This window comes from Tardiphaga sp. GW821-FHT12E02 (assembly GCF_058807155.1).
This window is the reverse complement of the sequence record NZ_JBXAQK010000001.1, coordinates 3,171,611-3,191,040: the sequence shown is the minus strand read 5'-3', so window position 1 is coordinate 3,191,040 and position 19,430 is coordinate 3,171,611. Positions and strand designations below refer to the sequence as shown.

The following is a 19,430-nucleotide window of genomic DNA, read 5'->3' as shown; positions in this document are numbered from 1 at the left end:
ACCAGACCCGACGATGCCGATTACCATTCTCGACCTTGTCCTGCTCGGCGTCATGCTGATCTCCGGCCTGCTCGCAATGGTGCGCGGCTTCATGCGCGAGATCCTCTCGATCGCGGCCTGGGGCGCCGCCGCCCTCGTCACGCTCTATGCGTTCCCGAAGGTACTTCCTTCCGCCAAATCCTATATCGCCAACGACACCATCGCGACCGCTGCCACCATCGGCGGCCTGTTCGTGCTGACACTGATCGTCGTCTCCATCATCACCGTGCGCATCTCGGACATGATCCTGGATTCGCGCATCGGCGCGCTGGATCGGACCCTCGGCTTCCTGTTCGGCCTCGCCCGCGGCATGCTGATCGTGGTGGTCGCCTTCCTGTTCTTCACCTGGCTGGTTCCGGACAAGCAGCGTCCGGACTGGGTCACCGGCGCAAAATCGCGCGTGGTGCTCGAATCCACCGGGAACTGGCTGATGTCGCTCTTGCCGGATGACCCTGAAAACACCATTTTGAAGAAGTTCAAGAAGAACAAGCCTGAAGACGAGTCGACGGAAGCGGCGCCGGACGCTCCGGGGGGAAATGATGGCTATTCGAAGCCGGCACGCGACAGCTTGAAGAAGCTGATCGACAAACCCGCGGGACGCTGATCCGTCCCGAGCTTGAACTGACTGCGCGAATGCTCGTGCGTTGCACGGCTCGCGACAACAGAGGCGCGGTACATCCGATGCAGAATTCTTTCGACGACGGCGCGGCCCATAACAGCTTCGACGTGGACGACGACCTTTCCGGCGACATGCTGCGCGAAAAATGCGGCGTGTTCGGCATCTACGGACACCCGGAAGCCGCCGCCATCACCGCGCTCGGCTTGCATGCGCTTCAGCATCGCGGCCAGGAAGCTGCCGGCATCGTCGCCTTCGACGGCAAGCGCTTCCACTCCGAACGCCGCCTCGGTCTCGTCGGCGACACCTTCTCCCGCCGCGAGGTGATCGAACGCCTCCCCGGCAATGCCGCCATCGGCCACACCCGCTATTCCACCACCGGCGAAACCATCCTGCGCAATGTGCAGCCGCTGTTCGCCGAACTGAATGCCGGTGGCTTCGCCGTCGCCCATAACGGCAACCTCACCAACGGCCTGACTGTCCGACGCGAGCTCGTGAAGAACGGCGCGATGATGCAGTCCACCACCGATACCGAGGTGATCCTGCATCTCGTCGCCCATTCCAAGCGCAACCGTTTCATCGACCGTTACATCGAAGCGCTGCGCGCCATCGAAGGCGCCTATGCCCTCGTCTCGCTGACCAACAAGAAACTGGTCGGCGCCCGCGACCCGCTCGGCATCCGCCCGCTGGTGCTCGGCGAACTCGACGGCTGTCCGATCCTCGCCTCGGAAACCTGCGCCCTCGACATCATCGGCGCCAAATACATCCGCGACATCGAGCCCGGCGAAGTGATCGTGTTCGACGACAAGGGCGCACAGAGCCACAAGCCGTTCGCGCCGCAGCCGCCGCGCCCCTGCATCTTCGAATATATCTATTTCGCGCGTCCGGATTCGATCAATGACGGTCGCTCGGTCTACGACACCCGCAAGCGCATGGGCGAAGAGCTCGCCCGCGAGACCCATGTGGAAGCCGATGTCGTCGTGCCGGTGCCGGATTCCGGCGTCCCCGCCGCGATCGGTTATTCGCGCCAGTCCGGCATTCCGTTCGAACTTGGCATCATCCGCAATCACTATGTCGGCCGCACCTTCATCCAGCCGACCCAGAGCGTGCGCGAACTCGGCGTGCGGATGAAGCACTCGGCCAATCGTGCCGCCATCGCCGGCAAGCGCATCATCCTGATCGACGACAGCCTGGTGCGCGGCACCACGTCGAAGAAGATCGTGAAGATGATGCGCGATGCGGGCGCCACGGAAGTCCACTTCCGTATCGCTTCGCCGCCGATCACCCATCCCGATTACTACGGCATCGACACCCCCGATCGCGCCGGCCTTTTGGCCGCCACGCATTCGCTGGAGCAGATGCGCGAACTGATCGGTGCGGACTCGCTGGCTTTCGTCTCGGTGGACGGCATCTACCGCGCCATGGGCGAGCCCGGCCGCAACCCGGCCCAGCCGAAATTCGCCGATCATTGTTTTACAGGCGATTACCCGACCCCGCTCACCGATATGAGCGAGATCGACGATCCGCGGCAGCTGTCGCTGCTGGCGGAAGCGAGCTAGACACCAACGCTACGGCGTAGGATGGGTTGAGCGAAGGCGCATAGCGCCGGAGCGATACCCATCACCACATACGCCGGCGCCCGTTGTGATGGGTATCGCTTCGCTCAACCCATCCTACGATTTGCGCTCAATCAATCACCGTCATGGCCGGGCTTGTCCCGGCCATCAACGTCTATAAAACAGCGGCAAAGACGTGGATGCCTGGGACCAGCCCGGGCACGACGGAGTGAAGCTGCATCATGACGACAAAACCCCTCGCCTCCCGTATCGCCCTCGTCACCGGCGCCTCGCGCGGCATCGGCTATGCCACCGCCATCGCGCTCGCTAAGGCCGGTGCACACATCATCGCGGTAGCGCGCACACAGGGCGGGCTCGAAGAACTCGACGACGCGATCACGGCAGAAGGTGGCACCGCCACACTGGTGCCGCTCAGCGTCACCGACTGGGACGGCGTCGCGCGCCTCGGTGCCGCACTGCGTGAGCGCCACGGCAAGATCGACATCCTGATCGGCAATGCCGGCCTTGCCGGGGCATCCTCGCCGCTCGGCCATGTGGAGCCAAAATCCTGGAACGAGACCATGGACGTCAACGTCAATGCGAACTTCCAGTTGATCCGCTGCATGGAGCCGCTGCTGCAGCAATCCGATGCCGGCCGCGCCGTGTTCATCACGTCAGGCACCGCCAACAAGGCCTCGGCCTATCGCGGCCCCTATGCGGCCTCGAAGGCCGCGCTGGAAGCGCTGGTGCGCGTCTGGGCCAACGAGACCGCCACGACACCGTTGCGCGTCAACCTGTTCAATCCCGGCCCGATCCGCACCCATATGCGCGCCATCGTCATGCCCGGCGAAGATCCGGAAACGCTCGACACGCCGGCGCAGGCCGCCGAGGCGATCCTGCCGCTCTGCCTGCCGTCATGGACGGAGACGGGGAAGTTCGTGGACTACAAGACCGGCAAGGTGATGGGTTTTCATCCGCCGTCGTAGGTCACTCACTCTCTCTGTCGTCGCCCGGCTTGACCGGGCGATCCAGTAGACTCAGTTTGAGCGGTGGATACTGGATCACCCGGTCAAGCCGGGTGACGACAAGTAAGCGCGCTGCGCTACTTGCGCATCGCCGATTGCACTCCGCACCATCCGCGCTAAACTTCCCTTCAAGCGGGACAAACCCGCATCACATAGGGAGGTCGTCATGGCATCACGCCTGCGCGCGTTCGCACTTGCTGCAACATTCACCCTCACCGCTTTCTCCGCCCGCGCCGCCGATATCCCGCGCTTCGAGGTCGAAGCCTCGTGGCCGAAGCCGCTCCCCAACAACTGGATCCTTGGTCAGGTCGGCGGCATCACCACCGACAAGAACGGCCATGTCTGGGTGATCCATCGTCCGAAGTCGCTGACCGATGACGAGAAAGGCGCTTCGCTCAATCCGCCGCGTTCGAAGTGCTGCATCTCCGCGCCGCCCGTGCTCGAGTTCGATTCTGAGGGCAATCTGCTACGCTCATGGGGCGGCCCCGGCGAAGGCTATGAATGGGTCGGCCGCGAGCATGGCATCGAGGTCAGCGACGACGGTTTCGTCTGGGTCGGCGGCAACGAGGCCAATGACAACGCGATCCTGAAATTCACCCTCGACGGCAAGTTCGTGATGCAGATCGGCAAGATCGCGCCGAGCAAGGGCAGCAACGACACCACGCAACTCGGCAAGCCCGCCGAGACCGCCATCGACAAGGATGCCAACGAAATCTATGTCGCCGACGGCTACGGCAATCGCCGCGTCATCGTGTTCGATACCAATACGGGTGCCTACAAGCGGCACTGGGGCGCCTATGGCAACAAGCCGAATGACGACAAGCAGGCGCCCTATGACCCCAACGCGCCGGTGTCGCAGCAATTCGCCAATCCCGTTCATTGCGTGAAGATCGCCAGCGACGGGCTCGTCTATGTCTGCGACCGCATCAACAACCGCGTGCAGGTGTTCAAGAAGGACGGCTCCTTCGTGAAGGAGTGGTTCTACGAGAAGGCCACGCTCGGCAATGGCGCGGTGTGGGATCTCGCGGTATGGCCCGATCCGAAACAGACCTGGCTGCTGACGGCGGATGGCGAGAATAACGAGATCCGCGTCATCAATCGCGACGACGGCAAGGTGGTCGGCACGCTGGGACGAAGCGGCCGCAATGCCGGCCAATTCCACTGGATTCACGCCATGGCGGTGGACGTGAAGGGCAATGTCTATACGGCCGAAGTCGATACCGGAAAACGCATCCAGAAATTCAAACTGGTCTCGGATGCATTGAAATAATCAGTCGTAGGGCGGATGAGCGCAGCGTCATCCGCCGGCCGGGTTCATGGTTGAAACTCTGCCGGCGGATGACGCCTACGGCTCGTCCGCCCTACGATCTACTACCTCACCGGCCGGACAACCTTGACCTGCTGATCCCCATCATTGCGGATGGATGAGCCGATCAGTGCGCCGACGGCGCCACCAATGATCGCGCCGGCCGCGACATCACTGTCACCACGATCGGGGCGGCGGCTATATTCCGGTGGCGGAGGCGGACGGCGATCATATTCCGGCGGCGGTGGGCGGCGGTCATACATCGGCGGCGGTGGCGGCGGGCCACGATCCTCATAGTAACCGCGCGGGCCACCGTCGAAATCCTCGACGCAGCCGCCACGGCGTTCGCTGAAGCGCATGCCACGGCCGCAGCCGTCACGCACCTGCAGCACATGCGTTTCCGCGGCATTGTCCTTGGCAGGCATCAGCGGCGCCGCTTGCACGCCGGTGAGCGAAGCGCCCATCACGGCGATCACCCCAAGCAAAAGGCATCGTGTTTGAGAGAGCGGATATCGACCGATCATATGAAATTCCTTGTTCTGGCAATGGCTGCAAATCAGGAATGACAGTCGATCATTTCGGTTAAAACTTTACGGATCGCTCCGAGCCGCACGCAATCTCATTACGTGCGTGCCGGAAACGAAAAAGCCCGGCCTTTCAGCCGGGCTTCAATTCTCAACGTTTCCGAGCTTACCAGCCCATGCCGCCGAACTTGTAGTTCAGGCCGGCGCGAACGATGTGACCGTCGTTCTTGAAGCTGGAGATATAGCCGCCAGCGCCGGCCACGCCCGGCAGGATCGGAACTGTGACGTCATTGGTGCCGAGATCGTAATAGAGATACTCGGCCTTGACGGTCCAGTTGCCGGTCCATGCGTGTTCGATGCCGCCGCCGACGCTGTAGCCGGTCTTGGTGTTGCGCGTGCTGCCAGCGAACTGCGGCACATTCGCAGCGTTGTTGAAGACAGCAGAATTCTCGATCTGGCCGTAGGCGAGACCACCGGTCGCGAAGATCAGCGTGCGATCCCAGGCATAACCGAGACGACCACGCACCGTGCCGAAGTAGTCCATCTTCGAGGACAGCGTGTTGTTCAGCGGCGAACCACCGGGTGCAGCGCCGTTGAACGGAGCGCCGGGAGGCAGGATGGTCACGAAGTTCGCGGTCGTGTTCACATCCGTATAGGAGATGTCTGCTTCCAGACCCCAGACCCATGGCGAGTTCGACTGCCAGTTCCAGCCGATCTGACCGCCGCCGATAAATCCATCGCGATCGAGGCCGACCGATGCCGCACGTGCGCCGGCGCCGACATTGAGGACGTTGATGGGCAGAATGCCCGAGGTCTCGACATTGGTGCGATCGCCGAACGTGTAGCCGGCATGGATACCGGCATAGAAGCCCGACCAGTTATAGATCGGCGCAACCACTGGCGCGGCCTTGGTGTACATCCGCGGCGCCATATCGGCTGCGAAAGCCGGTCCGGCGAGCGCGACCAGCGCGACCGTTCCGAGCAACATCTTCTTCATCGTCAGTCCCCTTTACAGTGCCGCGTCGATTCAACGGCGGCTGCGGAGACGATAGGTGGCGTTGCGATGGCGAACTGTTACGGATTTAGCGCACTGGACCGGGATCACCCGACGCCAAGCTTTAAAAGGTACTCAAGGAACGTAATCGTCCGAGATTGGTAAGCGGGTGGCGTGCGTCACGAACGCACAGGCGGACGATGTGGAGCTTAATTCGGCCGCTTGCGCTTATGCGCGAACGGATTCGCCTTTTCTCGCAGGGTGATGCGGATCGGCGTGCCCGGCAATTCGAACGCTTCGCGCATGCTGTTGGTGAGATAGCGCAGATAGCTGGTCGGCACCGCATCGGCACGCGAGCAGAACACGACGAAACTCGGCGGACGCGCCTTGGTCTGCGTGATGTAGTTCAGCTTGAGTCGCCGTCCCGACACAGCCGGTGGCGGATTGTTGCCGATGGCGTCTTCGAACCAGCGGTTCAGCGCAGCGGTCGCGATACGCCGGTTCCAGATCTTGTAGGATTCCTGGATCGCTCCCATCAGGCGATCGATGCCCTCGCCCATCAGGCCGGAGATCGCAACGATCGGCACGCCCTTGATCTGCGGTAGCCAGTGATCGGCCTCGGTGCGCAGCTGGCCGATCATGCCGCCCCGTTTTTCGACAAGGTCCCACTTGTTGACCGCGAGCACCAGCGCGCGGCCTTCACGCTCGACCAGATCGGTGATGCGCAGATCCTGCTCTTCAAACTTGTTCTGCGAGTCCATCATCATCACGACGACTTCGGCAAAGCGGATCGCGCGCAACGCATCGGCGACCGAGAGCTTCTCCAGCTTCTCCTCGATCCGCGAGCGGCGACGCAGGCCGGCGGTATCGAACAGGCGGAAGTTGCGGCCCTTGTAGTCCAGCTCCACGGAAATCGAGTCGCGCGTGGTGCCGGCTTCAGGCGAGGTCAGCAGACGCTCCTCGCCGAGCAGATAATTGATGGTCGTCGACTTGCCGGCATTGGGGCGGCCGACAATGGCGACGCGGATCGGACGCGTGGCGATTTCCTCGTCGGTCCACTCTTCCGCGATCGGCTCTTCTTCGTCCTCATCCTCGACCGGCACCGGCATCAGCTTGGCGAGTTCGTCATAGAGCTCGCCCATGCCTTCGCCATGCTCGGCGGAAACCTGGATGGGATCACCAAGGCCGAGCGCGTAGGACTCCATCGCGCCGACTTCGCCATGCTTGCCTTCGCTCTTGTTGGCGAGCAGCAGCACCGGCTTGTTGGCGCGGCGTGCGAAATCCGCGAACGCGCGGTCGTTTGGCGTGAGACCCATGCGCGCATCGATCACGAAGAACAGCGCGTCGGCGAGCGCGATCGCCGTCTCGGTCTGCTCCTGCATGCGTGCGGTGAGCGAGCCCTTGGCACCTTCGTCGAGGCCGGCAGTATCGATGATGGTGAATTCGAGATCGCCAAGGCGCGCAGCCCCCTCGCGGCGATCGCGGGTGACGCCGGGGGTGTCATCGACAAGCGCCAGCTTCTGTCCGACCAGACGGTTGAACAGCGTGGACTTGCCGACATTGGGTCGGCCGATAATGGCAATCGTGTAAGAAGACATGGGGCGATCCGTGCGCCCGTTATGGACGTTCTGTCAATGCGCGCTTACGCGCGAGGTTAGCGTGAAAAACTGCCCGAGGGCATCGGTGCCGGGAAGCCGCCCGATGGCTGCGACTGCTGTGCAGGCGCGGCCGGAGCTGCAGCCGGCTCTTCCGGCGGCGGCGCGGTGGTGCGGCGGCGGGTGATCTTGCGACCAGCCGGCGGCTGGGCGACGCCGGCGGCACTGCCCTCTTCCGCAGCAGCGGGCGAGCCGTCCTGGCGCACGGTGCCGACCTCGACATCACCGCGGCTCTTGGACTTAGACGCCTTGCGGCCGCTCGGCGCACCGGGCGCGGGTTGCGGCGGCTGGGCCGCGGCGGCGGCAGCAGCGGCCTGTTCGGCCTGCTGGCGCTGCTGGCTTTCCTTGTAGAGATCGCGCGGCACGCCCTGTTCGAGACCGGGAACGCCTTCGGGGAAGACCGGACGGCGGTCGCCGGGGAGCTTTTTCTTGGTGTCCATGAAGTCGAGCAGATCCGAGGGATCCCAGCTGGACGCGCCGCCGCAGCCCGTCAGCACGCTGGCGAGCGTGACGAGAACAGCAGCGGAAACAAGACGTTGCATCGACGAACGCATGGGCTTCTCACTCAAACTCAATCAGCTCTTGGCCGCGGGCGGCAGCAAAGCTTGCAGCGACTCGGCGCGGGTGCGGATGCTGGATGGCGTTTCGCTGTCGTTGGAAATCGCCTCGACCCATTTGCGGGTCTCAGGGGCATTGCCCGCCTTCCAGGCGGCCAGTGCGAGCAGTTCACGGGCCGAGTGGCGATAGGTGCTGGTGGCGGCCGTGGCGGGCTCGAGCTTCGCCTGTAGCGCATCATAAGCTGCTGATTCCACAAGCAAAGCGCCGGCGCGGACGCGGGCGAGATCCTTTTCGGGGGCACCGACCGTGGTGTCGGCGATCACTTCGTCATAAAGCTTTACGGCTGCGGCCACATCGCGCTTCGACGCCTCACCGGCGGCGCGCAGGCGCGCCATGGTGCGGTAGCCCGAGGGCGCTTCGGCCGCGAGCTTGAGGAACGCGGCCTCGGCTTCCGCGGGCTTGTTCTGCTCGGACAATTCCGAAGCCTTGTCAAAGGCTTCGCCGGCCGCGGCGGCCTTCTTGGCCTCGAAATAGGAATAAGCGCGCCAGCCGCCGACGCCGCCGACGATCAGGATCGCGACCAGGATGATCAGCAGGGAATACTTTTCCCAGATCCTCTTGAGCTGCTCGCGACGCAGGTCCTCGTCGACTTCATTAAATAATTCAGACACTTCAAGATTTCCTGTGACGGATCGGCCGCGCTCACCCCGAGCAGCGCAGAGGCCATCGCCCGCGCGTTGCGGCGGCGATACCCTAGCGTTATGGCGTTGGCAAGGCAAAGCCAACGCGATCAAGGCGTTATCCTGAAAAGCTTAATACATAAACCGATTTGCGCGTGTCAGTTCATGCCCCCGGCGCCGCCGCTGGTGCGGCCATTGGCATTGGAATCGGCGCCGTTATCGCCGAAGGCGGAGTTGGCATTGTTACCGCCGAGTGCTGCGTTACCGCGAACAAGTGCAGCGGGATCAACGACTTGGCGCGGCTGCTCGGCGCGCGGCCGTGGCTGTTGCGGCCGCCTTGCGTCCTCACAGTGGCCGGCTTGCGGCAGCAGGGCCAGAACGGCGGCAAAGCCGAGCAGTTTCAAGGTCTTCATGGGAATCGTCCTTCGCACGCTGCCCTGCCGATTCAACACCGGAATATGCGCCGAATTCCCATTCGCGCGCGCATTTCTTGCGGCCACATTGTGGCCGCGGCCTCACGCCTTCGGCTTGCCACCATAGACATGCTCCGGCCCCGGAAACGCGCGCGAGCGCACCTCGGTGGCGTAGCCCTCGATGGCCGCCTCGATCATGGAACCGAGATTGCCGTACTTCTTGACGAACTTCGGCACCCGCGCATTGAGGCCGAGCATGTCTTCCAGCACCAGCACCTGACCATCGCAGGCCGAACTCGCGCCGATGCCGATGGTGGGGATCGCGATCGTCTGCGTGATTTTCCGCGCGACCGGTTCGGCCACGGCTTCGATGACGACGGAGAACGCACCGGCTTGGGCGACAGCGATCGCATCGTTCTGAATCGGGCCGCTCACATTCTCGCCGCGCGCAAGCGCGTCGGCTTCCTCTTTCCCCTGCGAGCGGAACGAGCCCAGCGCATTGATGGACTGCGGCGTGAGGCCGATATGCGCCATCACGGGAATGCCGCGTTCGGCGAGAAACGCAATCGTCTCGGCCATGCGCGCACCGCCTTCGAGTTTCACGGCGCCGCAATGCGTCTCCTTCATGATGCGCGCGGCGGAATGGAAGGCCTGCTCCTTCGAGGCTTCATACGAGCCGAACGGCATATCGACGACGACAAGCGATTGCTTCGAGCCGCGCATGACAGCGTGCCCCTGCAGGATCATCATCTCCAGCGTCACCGGCACCGTGGTCTCGAACCCGTGCATGACGTTGCCGAGGCTGTCACCGACGAGAATGACATCGCAATAGCGATCGACCAATGAGGCCGTATGCGCGTGATACGAGGTGAGCATCACGATCGGCTCGCCATTCTTGCGCGCCAGAATATCGGGTGCAGTCTTGCGTTTGACGGCGGTTTGAATCGACATGGATTAAGCTCCAAACACGGGCACGCCGATCACCACGGGGTGGAAGGCAAACGCCAAAGCGAGATAAGCGACGACACCGACACCGACGGCAATCGCATCGTTGGCCACACCGCCGACGGGGATCGGCGGCGCGCCGCTGTCGGGGCGGCGCTTCAGCGAGATGCGATCGATCACCGCCCAGGCGAGAAACGAGCCGAACAGGATGATCGAGCCGAGATCGCCATTGGCGAGCAGATGCGACAGCGCCCACAGCTTGATGCCGGCGAGCATCGGATGTTTCAGCGTGGTGTAGATGCGGCCGCGAATATAGGAGGCGGCGACCATGATGACGGCGGGCAGCATCAGCAGAATGGTGATGTGCTTCATCGCTGTCGGCGGATACCAGACATTGATCCAGCCGGTGGCGCGGTATTGCGCATAGCCCCAGACGATCAGCGCCAGACCAACCACGGACACCAGCGAAAACGCGATCTTGTAACCGCCCTCGCCGATCCGCGCGATCAGGTCGGCACGAGCATTGCGTTTGGTGATGAAGAGATGGATGCCGAGAAACAGCACGAGGCCAAGGATCATCACGCTCAGGCCCATGATCGTCGTCCTCCCGCAGGGCGGTTGCGTGCCGGATGGGTTGCTCGCCCCGAAATTCCAATTATGGTCCCGCTCGCTTCATGGCCGGGCAGGACGACGTCCGGTATCACTTTTCTGGGGAAACGCGCAATGCTGCGAAACGCCACCACCACTCACCTCGCCCGCATGGCGCTCGCAGCCGCACTGCTTTTTGCCGTGCCCCATGCCGCTTCGGCACAATCGGTGTGGCCGCCGAAATTCGTGCGCATCATCGTGCCGTTCGGCCCCGGCGCGAGCCCGGATATCGTCGGCCGCGTGCTAGCCGACAGTCTCGCCGCGCGGCATCCCGGCACCAATTTCGTGGTGGAGAATAAGCCCGGCGCGTCCGGCAATATCGGCACCGACGCCATCGCCAAGGCTGTGCCGGATGGCTCAACGATCGGCATCTCACTCGGCGGCCCGCTGGCTATCAACACGCTGCTATTCGCGAAGCTGCCCTACAATCCCGACACCGACATCGCGCCGATCACGCTGTTGACGCAGCTGCCGAGCGCGCTCGCGGTGCCCACAAGTCTGGGCGTCAATTCGGTGGCGGAGCTGCTGGCCAAGGCGAAGACCGACAGCAAGGGGCTCGCTTACGGCTCGATCGGCATCGGCACGCTGTCGCAGATCTGCATGGAGGCGATCGCGCAGAAGGCCGGAGTCAGCATGGTGCACATCCCGTATCCCTCGTCGCCGGCTGCAACCACCGCGCTGATCCGCAGCGATGTCCAGGTGGCGTGCCTGCCAGCGATCGGCGTGACCCCGCAGCTCTCGACGGGCGCGGTGAAGATTCTCGCGGTGACGACGGCGCAACGCTCGCCGTTCCTGCCCGATGTGCCGACGCTGAAGGAAAGCGGCATCGACGTGCAATCGGATGCGTGGAATGCGCTGGTGGGTCCGGGCGGTCTGCCGAAGGATGTGGTGGCCGCGATCAATGCGGAAGTGCGCAAGACGCTGACCGAGCCCGCGGTGATCGAGAAGCTGAAGGCGCAACTGATCACGCCGTCGCCGACCACGCCGGAGGAATTGAAGAAGCGCATGAATGACGAGAAGGCGCTGTGGGCCGATGTGATCAAGGCGGCGAAGATCAGGATCGAGTAAGCGCGCGCCCGTAGGGCGGATCAGGCGAAGCCGTCATCCGCCCTTTCGGAAGCCGCTTGCTGCCATCCTTCGAGACGCGGCCGAAGGGGCCGCTCCTCAGGATGAGGGCTGAGTATGGCTGTGTAGCAGACCCTCATGGTGAGGAGCCCGCGAAGCGGGCGTCTCGAACCATGCAGGCCAAGCCATCTCCTCATCCCTCAAGCAGCCATAGCCCTGCCGGACAATGCAGGAAGAGGTTGATGACTCACTGCTTCGCAAACGGAATGAACTGGTGATATTCCTTCGGCACCTGGCTGCGATAGCGCGCAGGCACAGTGCCGGTGTCGATGGAGTGATCCAGCTCCTGCTGGCGCGTCATCTTCTTTTTCTTCTTCGGCTTCTCGTCATCGGCCGCCGCGGCTTTGTCGGCAGCCGGCTTGTCCGCAGCGGGCTTGTCCGCCTCCCGCTTGATCGGCGAGCGGATAGCTTGCTTCTCGTCGGGCTTGTCTGTCGCGGCTTTGTCGCTGGTTGAGCGTTCGGCTGCTGGGGTAGAAGCCGCCGGCTTCTCGGCCACGGGCTTTTCCGCTGGTTTTTCGGTGGGCTTGTCCGCCGCTTTCTCCGCTGCAGCGGCGGGCTCGGCCTTCTCGGCCGGCGCGCTCTGGGCGAGGCTCGCATCAATCTGGACAATCGCGAACAACGCGGCGACGGCGGTACAGCCCAGCAGTTTCAACATCCCTGTCTCCAGTCCCTTGGCATGAGTGATGGCATTCCGCAGCGGAGTCTGCTGTGGTTTCATTTCGTCGCAACGAGCAGAAAGACGGTTCAAAACCGCGAATGAGGAAATGCCGGCATGTCCACCATCGATCTCAAGCCGCAAGGCCACACGCATCCGTTCGAGCGCAGCCATTCCATCGTGATCGCCGCACCGGCCGAGGCCGTATTCGACTATGTGACCAATCCCAAGTCATGGCCGGAATGGCTGCCGTCGTCGCACGAGATCGATTGCGCCGACCGTCCTATGGGTTTTGGCGACACCTTTCACGAACGCTGGTCCACGCGCGCAGGCCCGGTCGGCCTCGACTGGCTGGTGATCGCCTGTGAGCGGCCGCGGCTGTGGATCGGCCTGACGCATCTCAGCGTCGTCGGGCCGATCGTGGTGCAGTATGTCTGCACGGAGGTGGATGGCGGGACGCGGTTTACGCGCACGGTCCGTAACCCGGCACGGCCGAAGGAAGCGACGCCGGAGATCGTGGCGCGGATCGATGCGGAAGCGGAATTGGGGCTGGGGAATATCAAGAGGATGGTGGAGGAGCGTTGTTCGTAGGATGGGTAGAGCGAAGGCGCGACACGCTGGAGCGAAACCCATCGTTCCGTCGATGTGACTGGCTCCGCCGATGGGTTTCGCTGCGCTCTACCCATCCTACGGCTGCGAGCTACCCCTTCTTCTTCACATCCTTCACGCTCGAGAACACGATGCCTTCGGCGCGTTCCTTGGTGTAGTTCAGATAGAAGTCGTTCTTCGCCAGGAACACCGGATCGTTGTCGACGTCGTCGGCGACGCCGGAATTGTTGGCGTTCATGAAAGTGTCGAGCTTCTTCGCATCGTCGGACGAGATCCAGCGCGCCAGCGAGAATTCCGAGATCTCGAAACTCACCGGCAGCTGATACTCGGCATCCAACCGCGCCTTCAGCACGTCGAGCTGCAGCGGGCCGACCACGCCGACCAGCGCCGGAGCGCCATCGCGGGGGCGGAACACCTGCACGACGCCCTCTTCCGACATCTGCTGCAGGGCTTCCTTCAGCTTCTTGGCCTTCATGGCATCGCCGAGGCGCACGCGCCGCACAATTTCCGGCGCAAAGGACGGCACGCCGATGAAGGTGATGTCCTCGCCATCGGTGAGCGTGTCGCCGATGCGCAGCGTGCCGTGATTGGGGATGCCGACCACGTCGCCGGCAAAGGCCTCGTCCGCAATCGCGCGGTCCTGGGCGAAGAAGAACTGTGGGCTCGACAGCGACATGTTCTTGCCGGTGCGCACGAGCTTCGCCTTCATGCCGCGGGTCAGCTTGCCCGAGCACAGGCGCGCAAAGGCGATGCGGTCGCGGTGGTTGGGATCCATGTTCGCCTGGATCTTGAACACGAAGGCCGACATGCGCGGCTCGTCGGCTTCAACCTTGCGGGCATTGCTTTCCTGCGCGCGCGGCGGCGGCGCGTAGCGGCCGAGGCCTTCCAGCAGGTCGCCGACGCCGAAGTTGCGCAGCGCCGAGCCGAAATAGACCGGGGTCATATGGCCCTCGCGAAAGGCCTGCAGGTCGAACGGCTTGCCGGCTTCCTTCACCAGTTCGAGTTCGCCGGCGATCTCATCGGCATCGAGATTCTGATTGCGGCCGGCGAGATCGGCGATGGCGATCTTCTCGGCCGCACCGGTCTTGGCGCCGCCGCCTTCGAGCAGGCGGATGCCGCCGGTCTCGATGTCATAGGTGCCCATGAAATCGCGGCCGCGGCCGACCGGCCAGTTGATCGGCACGGTGTCCAGCGCCAGCGTCTTCTCGATCTCGTCGAGGAGATCGAACACGTCGCGGCTCTCGCGGTCCATCTTGTTGACGAAGGTGATGATCGGAATGTCGCGCAGGCGGCAGACCTCGATCAGCTTGAGCGTGCGCGCCTCGATGCCCTTGGCGGCGTCGATCACCATGATGGCGGAGTCCACCGCGGTGAGCGTGCGATAGGTGTCCTCCGAGAAGTCTTCGTGGCCGGGCGTGTCCAGCAGGTTGAAGACATGGCCCTGGAATTCGAAGGTCATCACCGAGGTGACGACGGAGATGCCGCGGTCGCGCTCGATCTTCATCCAGTCGGAGCGCGTGTTGCGGCGCTCGCCCTTGGCCTTGACCTGGCCGGCCAGATTGATGGCGCCGCCGAACAGCAGCAGCTTTTCCGTCAGCGTGGTCTTGCCGGCGTCAGGATGCGAGATGATCGCGAAGGTGCGGCGGCGGGCGACTTCCGCGGCAAGCGGGGACGCGGCGGATTCGGTGGTGACGGCGGCGATGTCGGACATATGCGGGCTGTGGCAGGGAAAGAGAGCGATTTCAAGGGTTTTTGACGGGTCGGCCGACCTGGATGGCGACCTTGCGCCGCGTTGCGGCGGGCACGCCTGATCCCCATATAAAGCGGGCGAGGACGACCTCCAAATTTTCATTCATCCGCAGGGACGGCCCTGCCTTTTTGCAGGAGGCCGTGTCATGGCCTGGTTCATTCTGTTCGTTGCCGGTTTGCTCGAAATCGGCTGGGCTGTCGGGCTCAAATATACCGAGGGTTTCACCAGGCTCGTGCCGTCGGTGCTGACGCTGACCAGCATGGCGGCCTCGGTGGGCATGCTGGCGCTGGCGCTGAAGGACCTGCCGATGGGAACCGCCTATGCGGTCTGGACCGGCATCGGCGCGGTCGGCACGGCGGCGCTGGGCATCTACCTGTTCGGTGATCCCGCCACGGTGGCGCGGATCGCGTGTATCGGGCTGATCGTGGCGGGGATCGCCGGGCTCAAGCTGGTGAGCTAGCTCCGCCTCTCATGGTGAGGAGGCGCGAAGCGCCGGCTCGAACCATGAGCTGGCCGGGCTCTGAGTTCGCTGCCATCCTTCGAGACGCGGCCAAGCGGCCGCTCCTCAGGATGAGGGGCGGAGTTCAGATGAAGCTCAAATGCAGAAGCTTCACGATCCACCACGTCGCCGCCGCCACGATCGCTGCCGCGGGGATCGTGATCACCCAGGCATAGACGATCGAGCTCGCCACGTTCCAGCGCACCGCCGACACACGGCGGGCTGCGCCGACGCCGACGATGGCGCCGGTGATGGTGTGGGTGGTGGAGACGGGCACGCCCATGAAGGTCGCCGCGAACAATGTCGCGGCACCGCCGGTTTCGGCGCAAAAACCCTGCATCGGGGTCAGCTTGGTGATGCGCAGGCCCATGGTGCGGACGATGCGCCAGCCACCCATCAGCGTGCCCAGCGCCATCGCCGCCTGGCACGACAGCACCACCCAGAACGGGACCGAAAACTCGCTGCCGAGATAGCCCTGCGAATACAGCAGCACCGCGATGATGCCCATGGTCTTCTGGGCGTCATTGCCGCCATGGCCGAGCGAATACAGCGAGGCCGAGACAAATTGCAGGATGCGGAAGGCGCGGTCCACGGCAAACGGCGTCGAGCGCACCGAGGCCCACGACACGATGGCCACCAGCACCAGCGCCAGCAGGAACCCCACCAGCGGCGACAGCACGATGGCCAGCAACGCCTTCAGCAGGCCGCCCCACACGGCAGCGGAGAGCCCTGCTTTGGCGAGGCCCGCGCCCAGCAAGCCGCCGATCAGCGCGTGCGACGAGGACGACGGGATGCCAAGCGCCCAGGTGATCAGGTTCCAGACGATGGCGCCCATCAAAGCGGCGAAGATCACCGCGGGATCGATGATCGAGGGGTCGATGATGCCGGTGCCGATGGTGTTGGCCACATGCAGGCCGAACACCGTGAAGGCGATGAAGTTGAAGAACGCCGCCCAGAACACGGCGTATTGCGGACGCAGCACACGGGTGGAGACGATGGTCGCGATGGAATTGGCGGCATCGTGCAGGCCGTTGAGGAAATCGAACAGCAGTGCGACGGCGATCAGGCCGATCAGCACGGGAAGAGCGAGGGAGGCGTCCACTGGCCCTGCCCTTACACTTGCTCGATGACGATGCTGCTGATCTCGTTGGCGACATCGTCGAAGCGATCCGCCACCTTTTCGAGATGCTTGTAGATCTCGGCGCCGACCACGAAGTCCATGGTGTTGGCGTTGCGGTGCTTGAGGAACAGCTCCTTCAAGCCGATGTCATGGAGATCATCGACGCGGCCCTCGAGCTTGCCGACCTCCTCGGTCATCGCGGTGAGCAGGCCGACATTGTCGCCGATCTTGTCCATCAGCGGCACCGCCTTGCCGATCAGGTCGGCGCATTGCACCAGCAGCGTGCCGATCTCGCGCATCGGCGGCTCGAACTGGCGCACCTCGAACAGCATCACGGCTTTTGCGGTCTGCTGCATCTGGTCGATGGAATCATCCATCGCGCCGATCAGGTTCTTGATGTCGATGCGGTCGAACGGGGTGATGAAGGAGCGCCGCACCGCGGTCAGCACCTCGCGGGTGATGTTGTCGGCGTCGTTCTCGAACTGGTTGACGCGCTGGCAATAGACCGGCGTCTCCTCGCCGCCTTCCAGCATGCCGGCCAGCGCCTTGGCGCCCTCGCTCACGGCTTTCGAATGCTGGGCGAAGAGGTCGAAGAACCGCTCCTCCCGCGGCAGAAAGGATCGGAACAGACGCAGCATCGGGGCACCCAGGAATCAGGACAACGACGTGACTGGAACCGCCCGGCGGCCCCTGTCACGGAACTGTCATAAAGCATGTCCGGGCATTGGGAGCAATCGCCGGTGGGCCTCTCCTCCACCCACTTTTACCCACCACATTAGTATCCCATGGAGATACCAAAATCTTGAAATACGTATCTCCTTAGGATACGTATTGCAAAATGATCAGAAGCTTCAAAGGGAAGTTCGCGGAGGCGCTCCTTCAGGGGCGCAGCATTCCCAAAGGGTTTCCTGACAATCTTGCCAAGGTCGCGCGTCGAAAGCTCATCATGGTGGATTCCGCCGGATTTCTCGAGGCCCTGAAAGCGCCTCCCGGCAACCGCCTTGAAGCTCTCAAGGGCGACCGAGCGGGCAAACACTCGATCCGCATCAATGACCAATGGCGGGTCGTGTTCCGCTGGACCGATGCTGGCCCCGAAGACGTGGAGATCATCGACTACCACTAGCTGAACCCGGCCGATTGTAGCCACCTGTCAGGACATCACCCATGCCAAAGAAACTTCCGCCGGTGCATCCCGGCGAAATCCTGCGAGAAGAATTTCTCGTCCCGTTCAAGTTGACACCTTACGCTGTCGCTGCGGCGCTGAACGTGCCGCGCACGCGCATCGAACGCATCGCGCGCGAAGAAAAGCCCGTCACTGCCGACACGGCGCTGCGGCTCGGAAAATTCTTCAAGACTGGGGCTGCGTTCTGGATGAACATGCAGGCGCGCTACGACCTTGAAACGGCCGAGGACGAACTCGCGCCGCAGATCAAGAAGATCACAGCCTACGCGGCGGCGTGAGTCCCCTCACCCGGACAGTGTCTCGATCACCCGGCACTCGCAGACCCGACCGTGGCTGCATTCGTCGACCATGCGCATGAGCTCGCCGCGCAGCGCGGTGAGTTGGGCGATGCGGCGATCGACGTCGGCGAGATGACGGCGGGTGATCACGTCGACCTGCGCGCAGGATTGATCCGGGCCCTCGCTCAGGGCCAGCAATTCGGAAATGTCTGCGATCTCGAAGCCGAGATCGCGGGCGTGACGGATGAAGTTCAGCCGCGCAATATCCTCCGCCCGATAGCGGCGCTGCTTGCCCTCGGTCCGCGCCGGTGCGGCCAGCAGGCCGATGCCCTCGTAATAGCGGATGGTCGGCACCTTGATGCCGGTCAGGCGCGAGGCCTCTCCGATGGTGTGATCCATTTTGTCCTTGAACCTCTAGTCGCTAGAGGTTGTACGCTTGCGCCAGCTGCAAGGAAACACCGATGACCGACAAGACCTGCACCACCGACAGTTGCTGCGCGCCGCCGCCGATCGATTTTGCGAAACTGGCGCCGAAGTCCGTCGCGCCCATAACGCAGGATACCTGCGCCGGCGCCGCCTGTGGCTGCTCCGGCGGCGTGCCGGTCTTCGATGGAGTCGATCCCCGCTACAAGCGGGTGCTATGGACGGTGATCGCGATCAACGGGCTGATGTTTGTCGTCGAGATGATCGCGGGACAGCTCGCGGGATCGCAGGCGCTCAAGGCCGACGCGCTCGACTTCCTCGGCGATACCGTGACCTACGGGCTCAGTCTTGCGGTGATTGGTGCCAGCATTCGCACGCGGTCGATGGCCGCCCTGTTCAAGGGCCTGTCGCTCAGCGTGATGGCGCTGTGGGTGTTCGGCTCCACCGTCTATCACACGCTGATCCTCGGCCTGCCCAATGCCGAAGTCATGGGCACGATCGGCGTCATGGCGCTCGCCGCCAACCTGGCTTCTGTGCTGCTGCTGATGCGCTACAAGGATGGTGACGCCAATGTGCGTTCGGTCTGGCTGTGCTCGCGCAATGATGCGATCGGCAATGTCATCGTGATGGTCGCGGCGCTCGGCGTCTGGGGAGCAAGCAGCGCATGGCCGGACCTCGCCGTCGCCGGCGTGATGGCCGGGATTTTCCTGACGTCGTCGGTGCAGATTCTGCGGCAGGCGTGGCGTGAGTACGCAGACGATGCTGGCCGAGCTGACGCTCCGCTGTACTCGCAGGACTCTGCGTGATCGCTCCCGAAGCGACACACGCG

Annotated in this window: 23 protein-coding genes; 10 read left to right on the top strand and 13 right to left on the bottom strand. The window is 63.5% G+C overall.

All coding sequences use genetic code 11. From position 1 onward, the window contains the following. The first annotated feature begins 13 nt into the window (after positions 1 to 13). The 4 genes from AC1RQ5_RS15075 to AC1RQ5_RS15060 all read left to right on the top strand — a co-directional run bounded on the left by AC1RQ5_RS15075 (position 14) and on the right by AC1RQ5_RS15060 (position 4,506). A complete protein-coding gene (locus AC1RQ5_RS15075) occupies positions 14 to 643 on the top strand; it encodes a CvpA family protein (RefSeq protein ID WP_398482826.1) in 630 nt (209 codons plus the stop codon). A gap of 77 nt (positions 644 to 720) precedes the next feature. After that, entirely contained in the window at positions 721 to 2,214 is a 1,494-nt protein-coding gene (gene purF / locus AC1RQ5_RS15070; protein WP_398482829.1) for an amidophosphoribosyltransferase, read from the top strand. 239 nt (positions 2,215 to 2,453) lie between these two features. After that, positions 2,454 to 3,197, top strand: a complete 744-nt coding sequence (locus AC1RQ5_RS15065) for an SDR family NAD(P)-dependent oxidoreductase (RefSeq protein WP_493200006.1) — start codon at positions 2,454 to 2,456, stop codon at positions 3,195 to 3,197. 205 nt (positions 3,198 to 3,402) lie between these two features. Then, a complete protein-coding gene (locus tag AC1RQ5_RS15060) occupies positions 3,403 to 4,506 on the top strand; it encodes an NHL repeat-containing protein (protein WP_398482833.1) in 1,104 nt (367 codons plus the stop codon). 101 nt (positions 4,507 to 4,607) lie between these two features. Here the strand turns inward: AC1RQ5_RS15060 and AC1RQ5_RS15055 are convergent, their stop codons facing one another. The 8 genes from AC1RQ5_RS15055 to AC1RQ5_RS15020 all read right to left on the bottom strand — a co-directional run bounded on the left by AC1RQ5_RS15055 (position 4,608) and on the right by AC1RQ5_RS15020 (position 10,905). After that, positions 4,608 to 5,009 carry a hypothetical protein gene (locus tag AC1RQ5_RS15055; RefSeq protein WP_493200005.1) on the bottom strand — a complete coding sequence of 134 codons (402 nt, stop codon included), beginning with the start codon at positions 5,007 to 5,009 and terminating at the stop codon, positions 4,608 to 4,610. A gap of 223 nt (positions 5,010 to 5,232) precedes the next feature. Continuing rightward, a complete protein-coding gene (locus tag AC1RQ5_RS15050; RefSeq protein WP_493200003.1) occupies positions 5,233 to 6,063 on the bottom strand; it encodes an outer membrane protein in 831 nt (276 codons plus the stop codon). A 206-nt stretch (positions 6,064 to 6,269) separates the two neighbouring features. Next, entirely contained in the window at positions 6,270 to 7,658 is a 1,389-nt protein-coding gene (gene der / locus AC1RQ5_RS15045) for a ribosome biogenesis GTPase Der (protein WP_493200002.1), read from the bottom strand. 56 nt (positions 7,659 to 7,714) lie between these two features. After that, positions 7,715 to 8,269, bottom strand: coding sequence for a hypothetical protein (locus tag AC1RQ5_RS15040; protein ID WP_493200000.1), 555 nt, complete (start codon positions 8,267 to 8,269; stop codon positions 7,715 to 7,717). Between the two features lie 21 nt (positions 8,270 to 8,290). Next, entirely contained in the window at positions 8,291 to 8,944 is a 654-nt protein-coding gene (locus tag AC1RQ5_RS15035) for a tetratricopeptide repeat protein (RefSeq protein ID WP_493199999.1), read from the bottom strand. 167 nt (positions 8,945 to 9,111) lie between these two features. Beyond that, a complete protein-coding gene (locus AC1RQ5_RS15030; RefSeq protein WP_493199997.1) occupies positions 9,112 to 9,366 on the bottom strand; it encodes a hypothetical protein in 255 nt (84 codons plus the stop codon). A gap of 102 nt (positions 9,367 to 9,468) precedes the next feature. Continuing rightward, complete coding sequence (panB, locus tag AC1RQ5_RS15025) at positions 9,469 to 10,317, bottom strand: 3-methyl-2-oxobutanoate hydroxymethyltransferase (RefSeq protein ID WP_398480461.1); 849 nt, start codon at positions 10,315 to 10,317, stop codon at positions 9,469 to 9,471. A gap of 3 nt (positions 10,318 to 10,320) precedes the next feature. Beyond that, positions 10,321 to 10,905 carry an NnrU family protein gene (locus AC1RQ5_RS15020; protein WP_398480463.1) on the bottom strand — a complete coding sequence of 195 codons (585 nt, stop codon included), beginning with the start codon at positions 10,903 to 10,905 and terminating at the stop codon, positions 10,321 to 10,323. 129 nt (positions 10,906 to 11,034) lie between these two features. On the opposite strand from AC1RQ5_RS15020, the gene AC1RQ5_RS15015 reads away from it, so the two are divergent. Further along, positions 11,035 to 12,027: a Bug family tripartite tricarboxylate transporter substrate binding protein gene (locus AC1RQ5_RS15015; protein ID WP_493199995.1), complete on the top strand. Its 993-nt coding sequence runs from the start codon at positions 11,035 to 11,037 to the stop codon at positions 12,025 to 12,027. A gap of 244 nt (positions 12,028 to 12,271) precedes the next feature. Here the strand turns inward: AC1RQ5_RS15015 and AC1RQ5_RS15010 are convergent, their stop codons facing one another. After that, positions 12,272 to 12,913 carry a hypothetical protein gene (locus AC1RQ5_RS15010; protein ID WP_493199993.1) on the bottom strand — a complete coding sequence of 214 codons (642 nt, stop codon included), beginning with the start codon at positions 12,911 to 12,913 and terminating at the stop codon, positions 12,272 to 12,274. Between AC1RQ5_RS15010 and AC1RQ5_RS15005 the strand changes: the two genes are divergently transcribed. Next, positions 12,857 to 13,330, top strand: a complete 474-nt coding sequence (locus AC1RQ5_RS15005; RefSeq protein WP_493199991.1) for an SRPBCC family protein — start codon at positions 12,857 to 12,859, stop codon at positions 13,328 to 13,330. The two genes, AC1RQ5_RS15010 and AC1RQ5_RS15005, sit on opposite strands and share 57 nt — an antisense overlap. A 109-nt stretch (positions 13,331 to 13,439) precedes the next feature. Here AC1RQ5_RS15005 and AC1RQ5_RS15000 read toward each other — a convergent pair whose 3' ends face one another. Beyond that, positions 13,440 to 15,059, bottom strand: a complete 1,620-nt coding sequence (locus AC1RQ5_RS15000; RefSeq protein ID WP_493199990.1) for a peptide chain release factor 3 — start codon at positions 15,057 to 15,059, stop codon at positions 13,440 to 13,442. A gap of 184 nt (positions 15,060 to 15,243) precedes the next feature. On the opposite strand from AC1RQ5_RS15000, the gene sugE reads away from it, so the two are divergent. Beyond that, a complete protein-coding gene (sugE, locus tag AC1RQ5_RS14995) occupies positions 15,244 to 15,558 on the top strand; it encodes a quaternary ammonium compound efflux SMR transporter SugE (protein ID WP_398480491.1) in 315 nt (104 codons plus the stop codon). Positions 15,559 to 15,682: 124 nt separating this feature from the next. Here sugE and AC1RQ5_RS14990 read toward each other — a convergent pair whose 3' ends face one another. Continuing rightward, the gene (locus AC1RQ5_RS14990) at positions 15,683 to 16,699 is read right to left on the bottom strand and encodes an inorganic phosphate transporter (RefSeq protein WP_398480493.1); all 1,017 of its coding nucleotides are present in this window, start codon (positions 16,697 to 16,699) and stop codon (positions 15,683 to 15,685) included. A gap of 11 nt (positions 16,700 to 16,710) precedes the next feature. Continuing rightward, positions 16,711 to 17,355, bottom strand: a complete 645-nt coding sequence (locus tag AC1RQ5_RS14985) for a DUF47 domain-containing protein (protein ID WP_398480495.1) — start codon at positions 17,353 to 17,355, stop codon at positions 16,711 to 16,713. A gap of 200 nt (positions 17,356 to 17,555) precedes the next feature. Here AC1RQ5_RS14985 and AC1RQ5_RS14980 point away from each other — a divergent pair, with 200 nt between their 5' ends. Both AC1RQ5_RS14980 and AC1RQ5_RS14975 read left to right on the top strand, forming a co-directional pair. After that, positions 17,556 to 17,840, top strand: a complete 285-nt coding sequence (locus tag AC1RQ5_RS14980) for a type II toxin-antitoxin system RelE/ParE family toxin (RefSeq protein WP_493199987.1) — start codon at positions 17,556 to 17,558, stop codon at positions 17,838 to 17,840. A gap of 41 nt (positions 17,841 to 17,881) precedes the next feature. Beyond that, complete coding sequence (locus AC1RQ5_RS14975; RefSeq protein ID WP_398480499.1) at positions 17,882 to 18,178, top strand: HigA family addiction module antitoxin; 297 nt, start codon at positions 17,882 to 17,884, stop codon at positions 18,176 to 18,178. Positions 18,179 to 18,184: 6 nt separating this feature from the next. On the opposite strand, the gene AC1RQ5_RS14970 is transcribed toward AC1RQ5_RS14975, so the two are convergent. Then, positions 18,185 to 18,577 (bottom strand): MerR family transcriptional regulator, encoded by a 393-nt coding sequence (locus AC1RQ5_RS14970; RefSeq protein ID WP_398480502.1) that lies wholly within the window; start codon positions 18,575 to 18,577, stop codon positions 18,185 to 18,187. Between the two features lie 62 nt (positions 18,578 to 18,639). On the opposite strand from AC1RQ5_RS14970, the gene AC1RQ5_RS14965 reads away from it, so the two are divergent. Beyond that, positions 18,640 to 19,407 (top strand): cation efflux transmembrane domain-containing protein, encoded by a 768-nt coding sequence (locus AC1RQ5_RS14965; RefSeq protein ID WP_398480504.1) that lies wholly within the window; start codon positions 18,640 to 18,642, stop codon positions 19,405 to 19,407. The last annotated feature ends 23 nt before the right edge of the window (positions 19,408 to 19,430 follow it).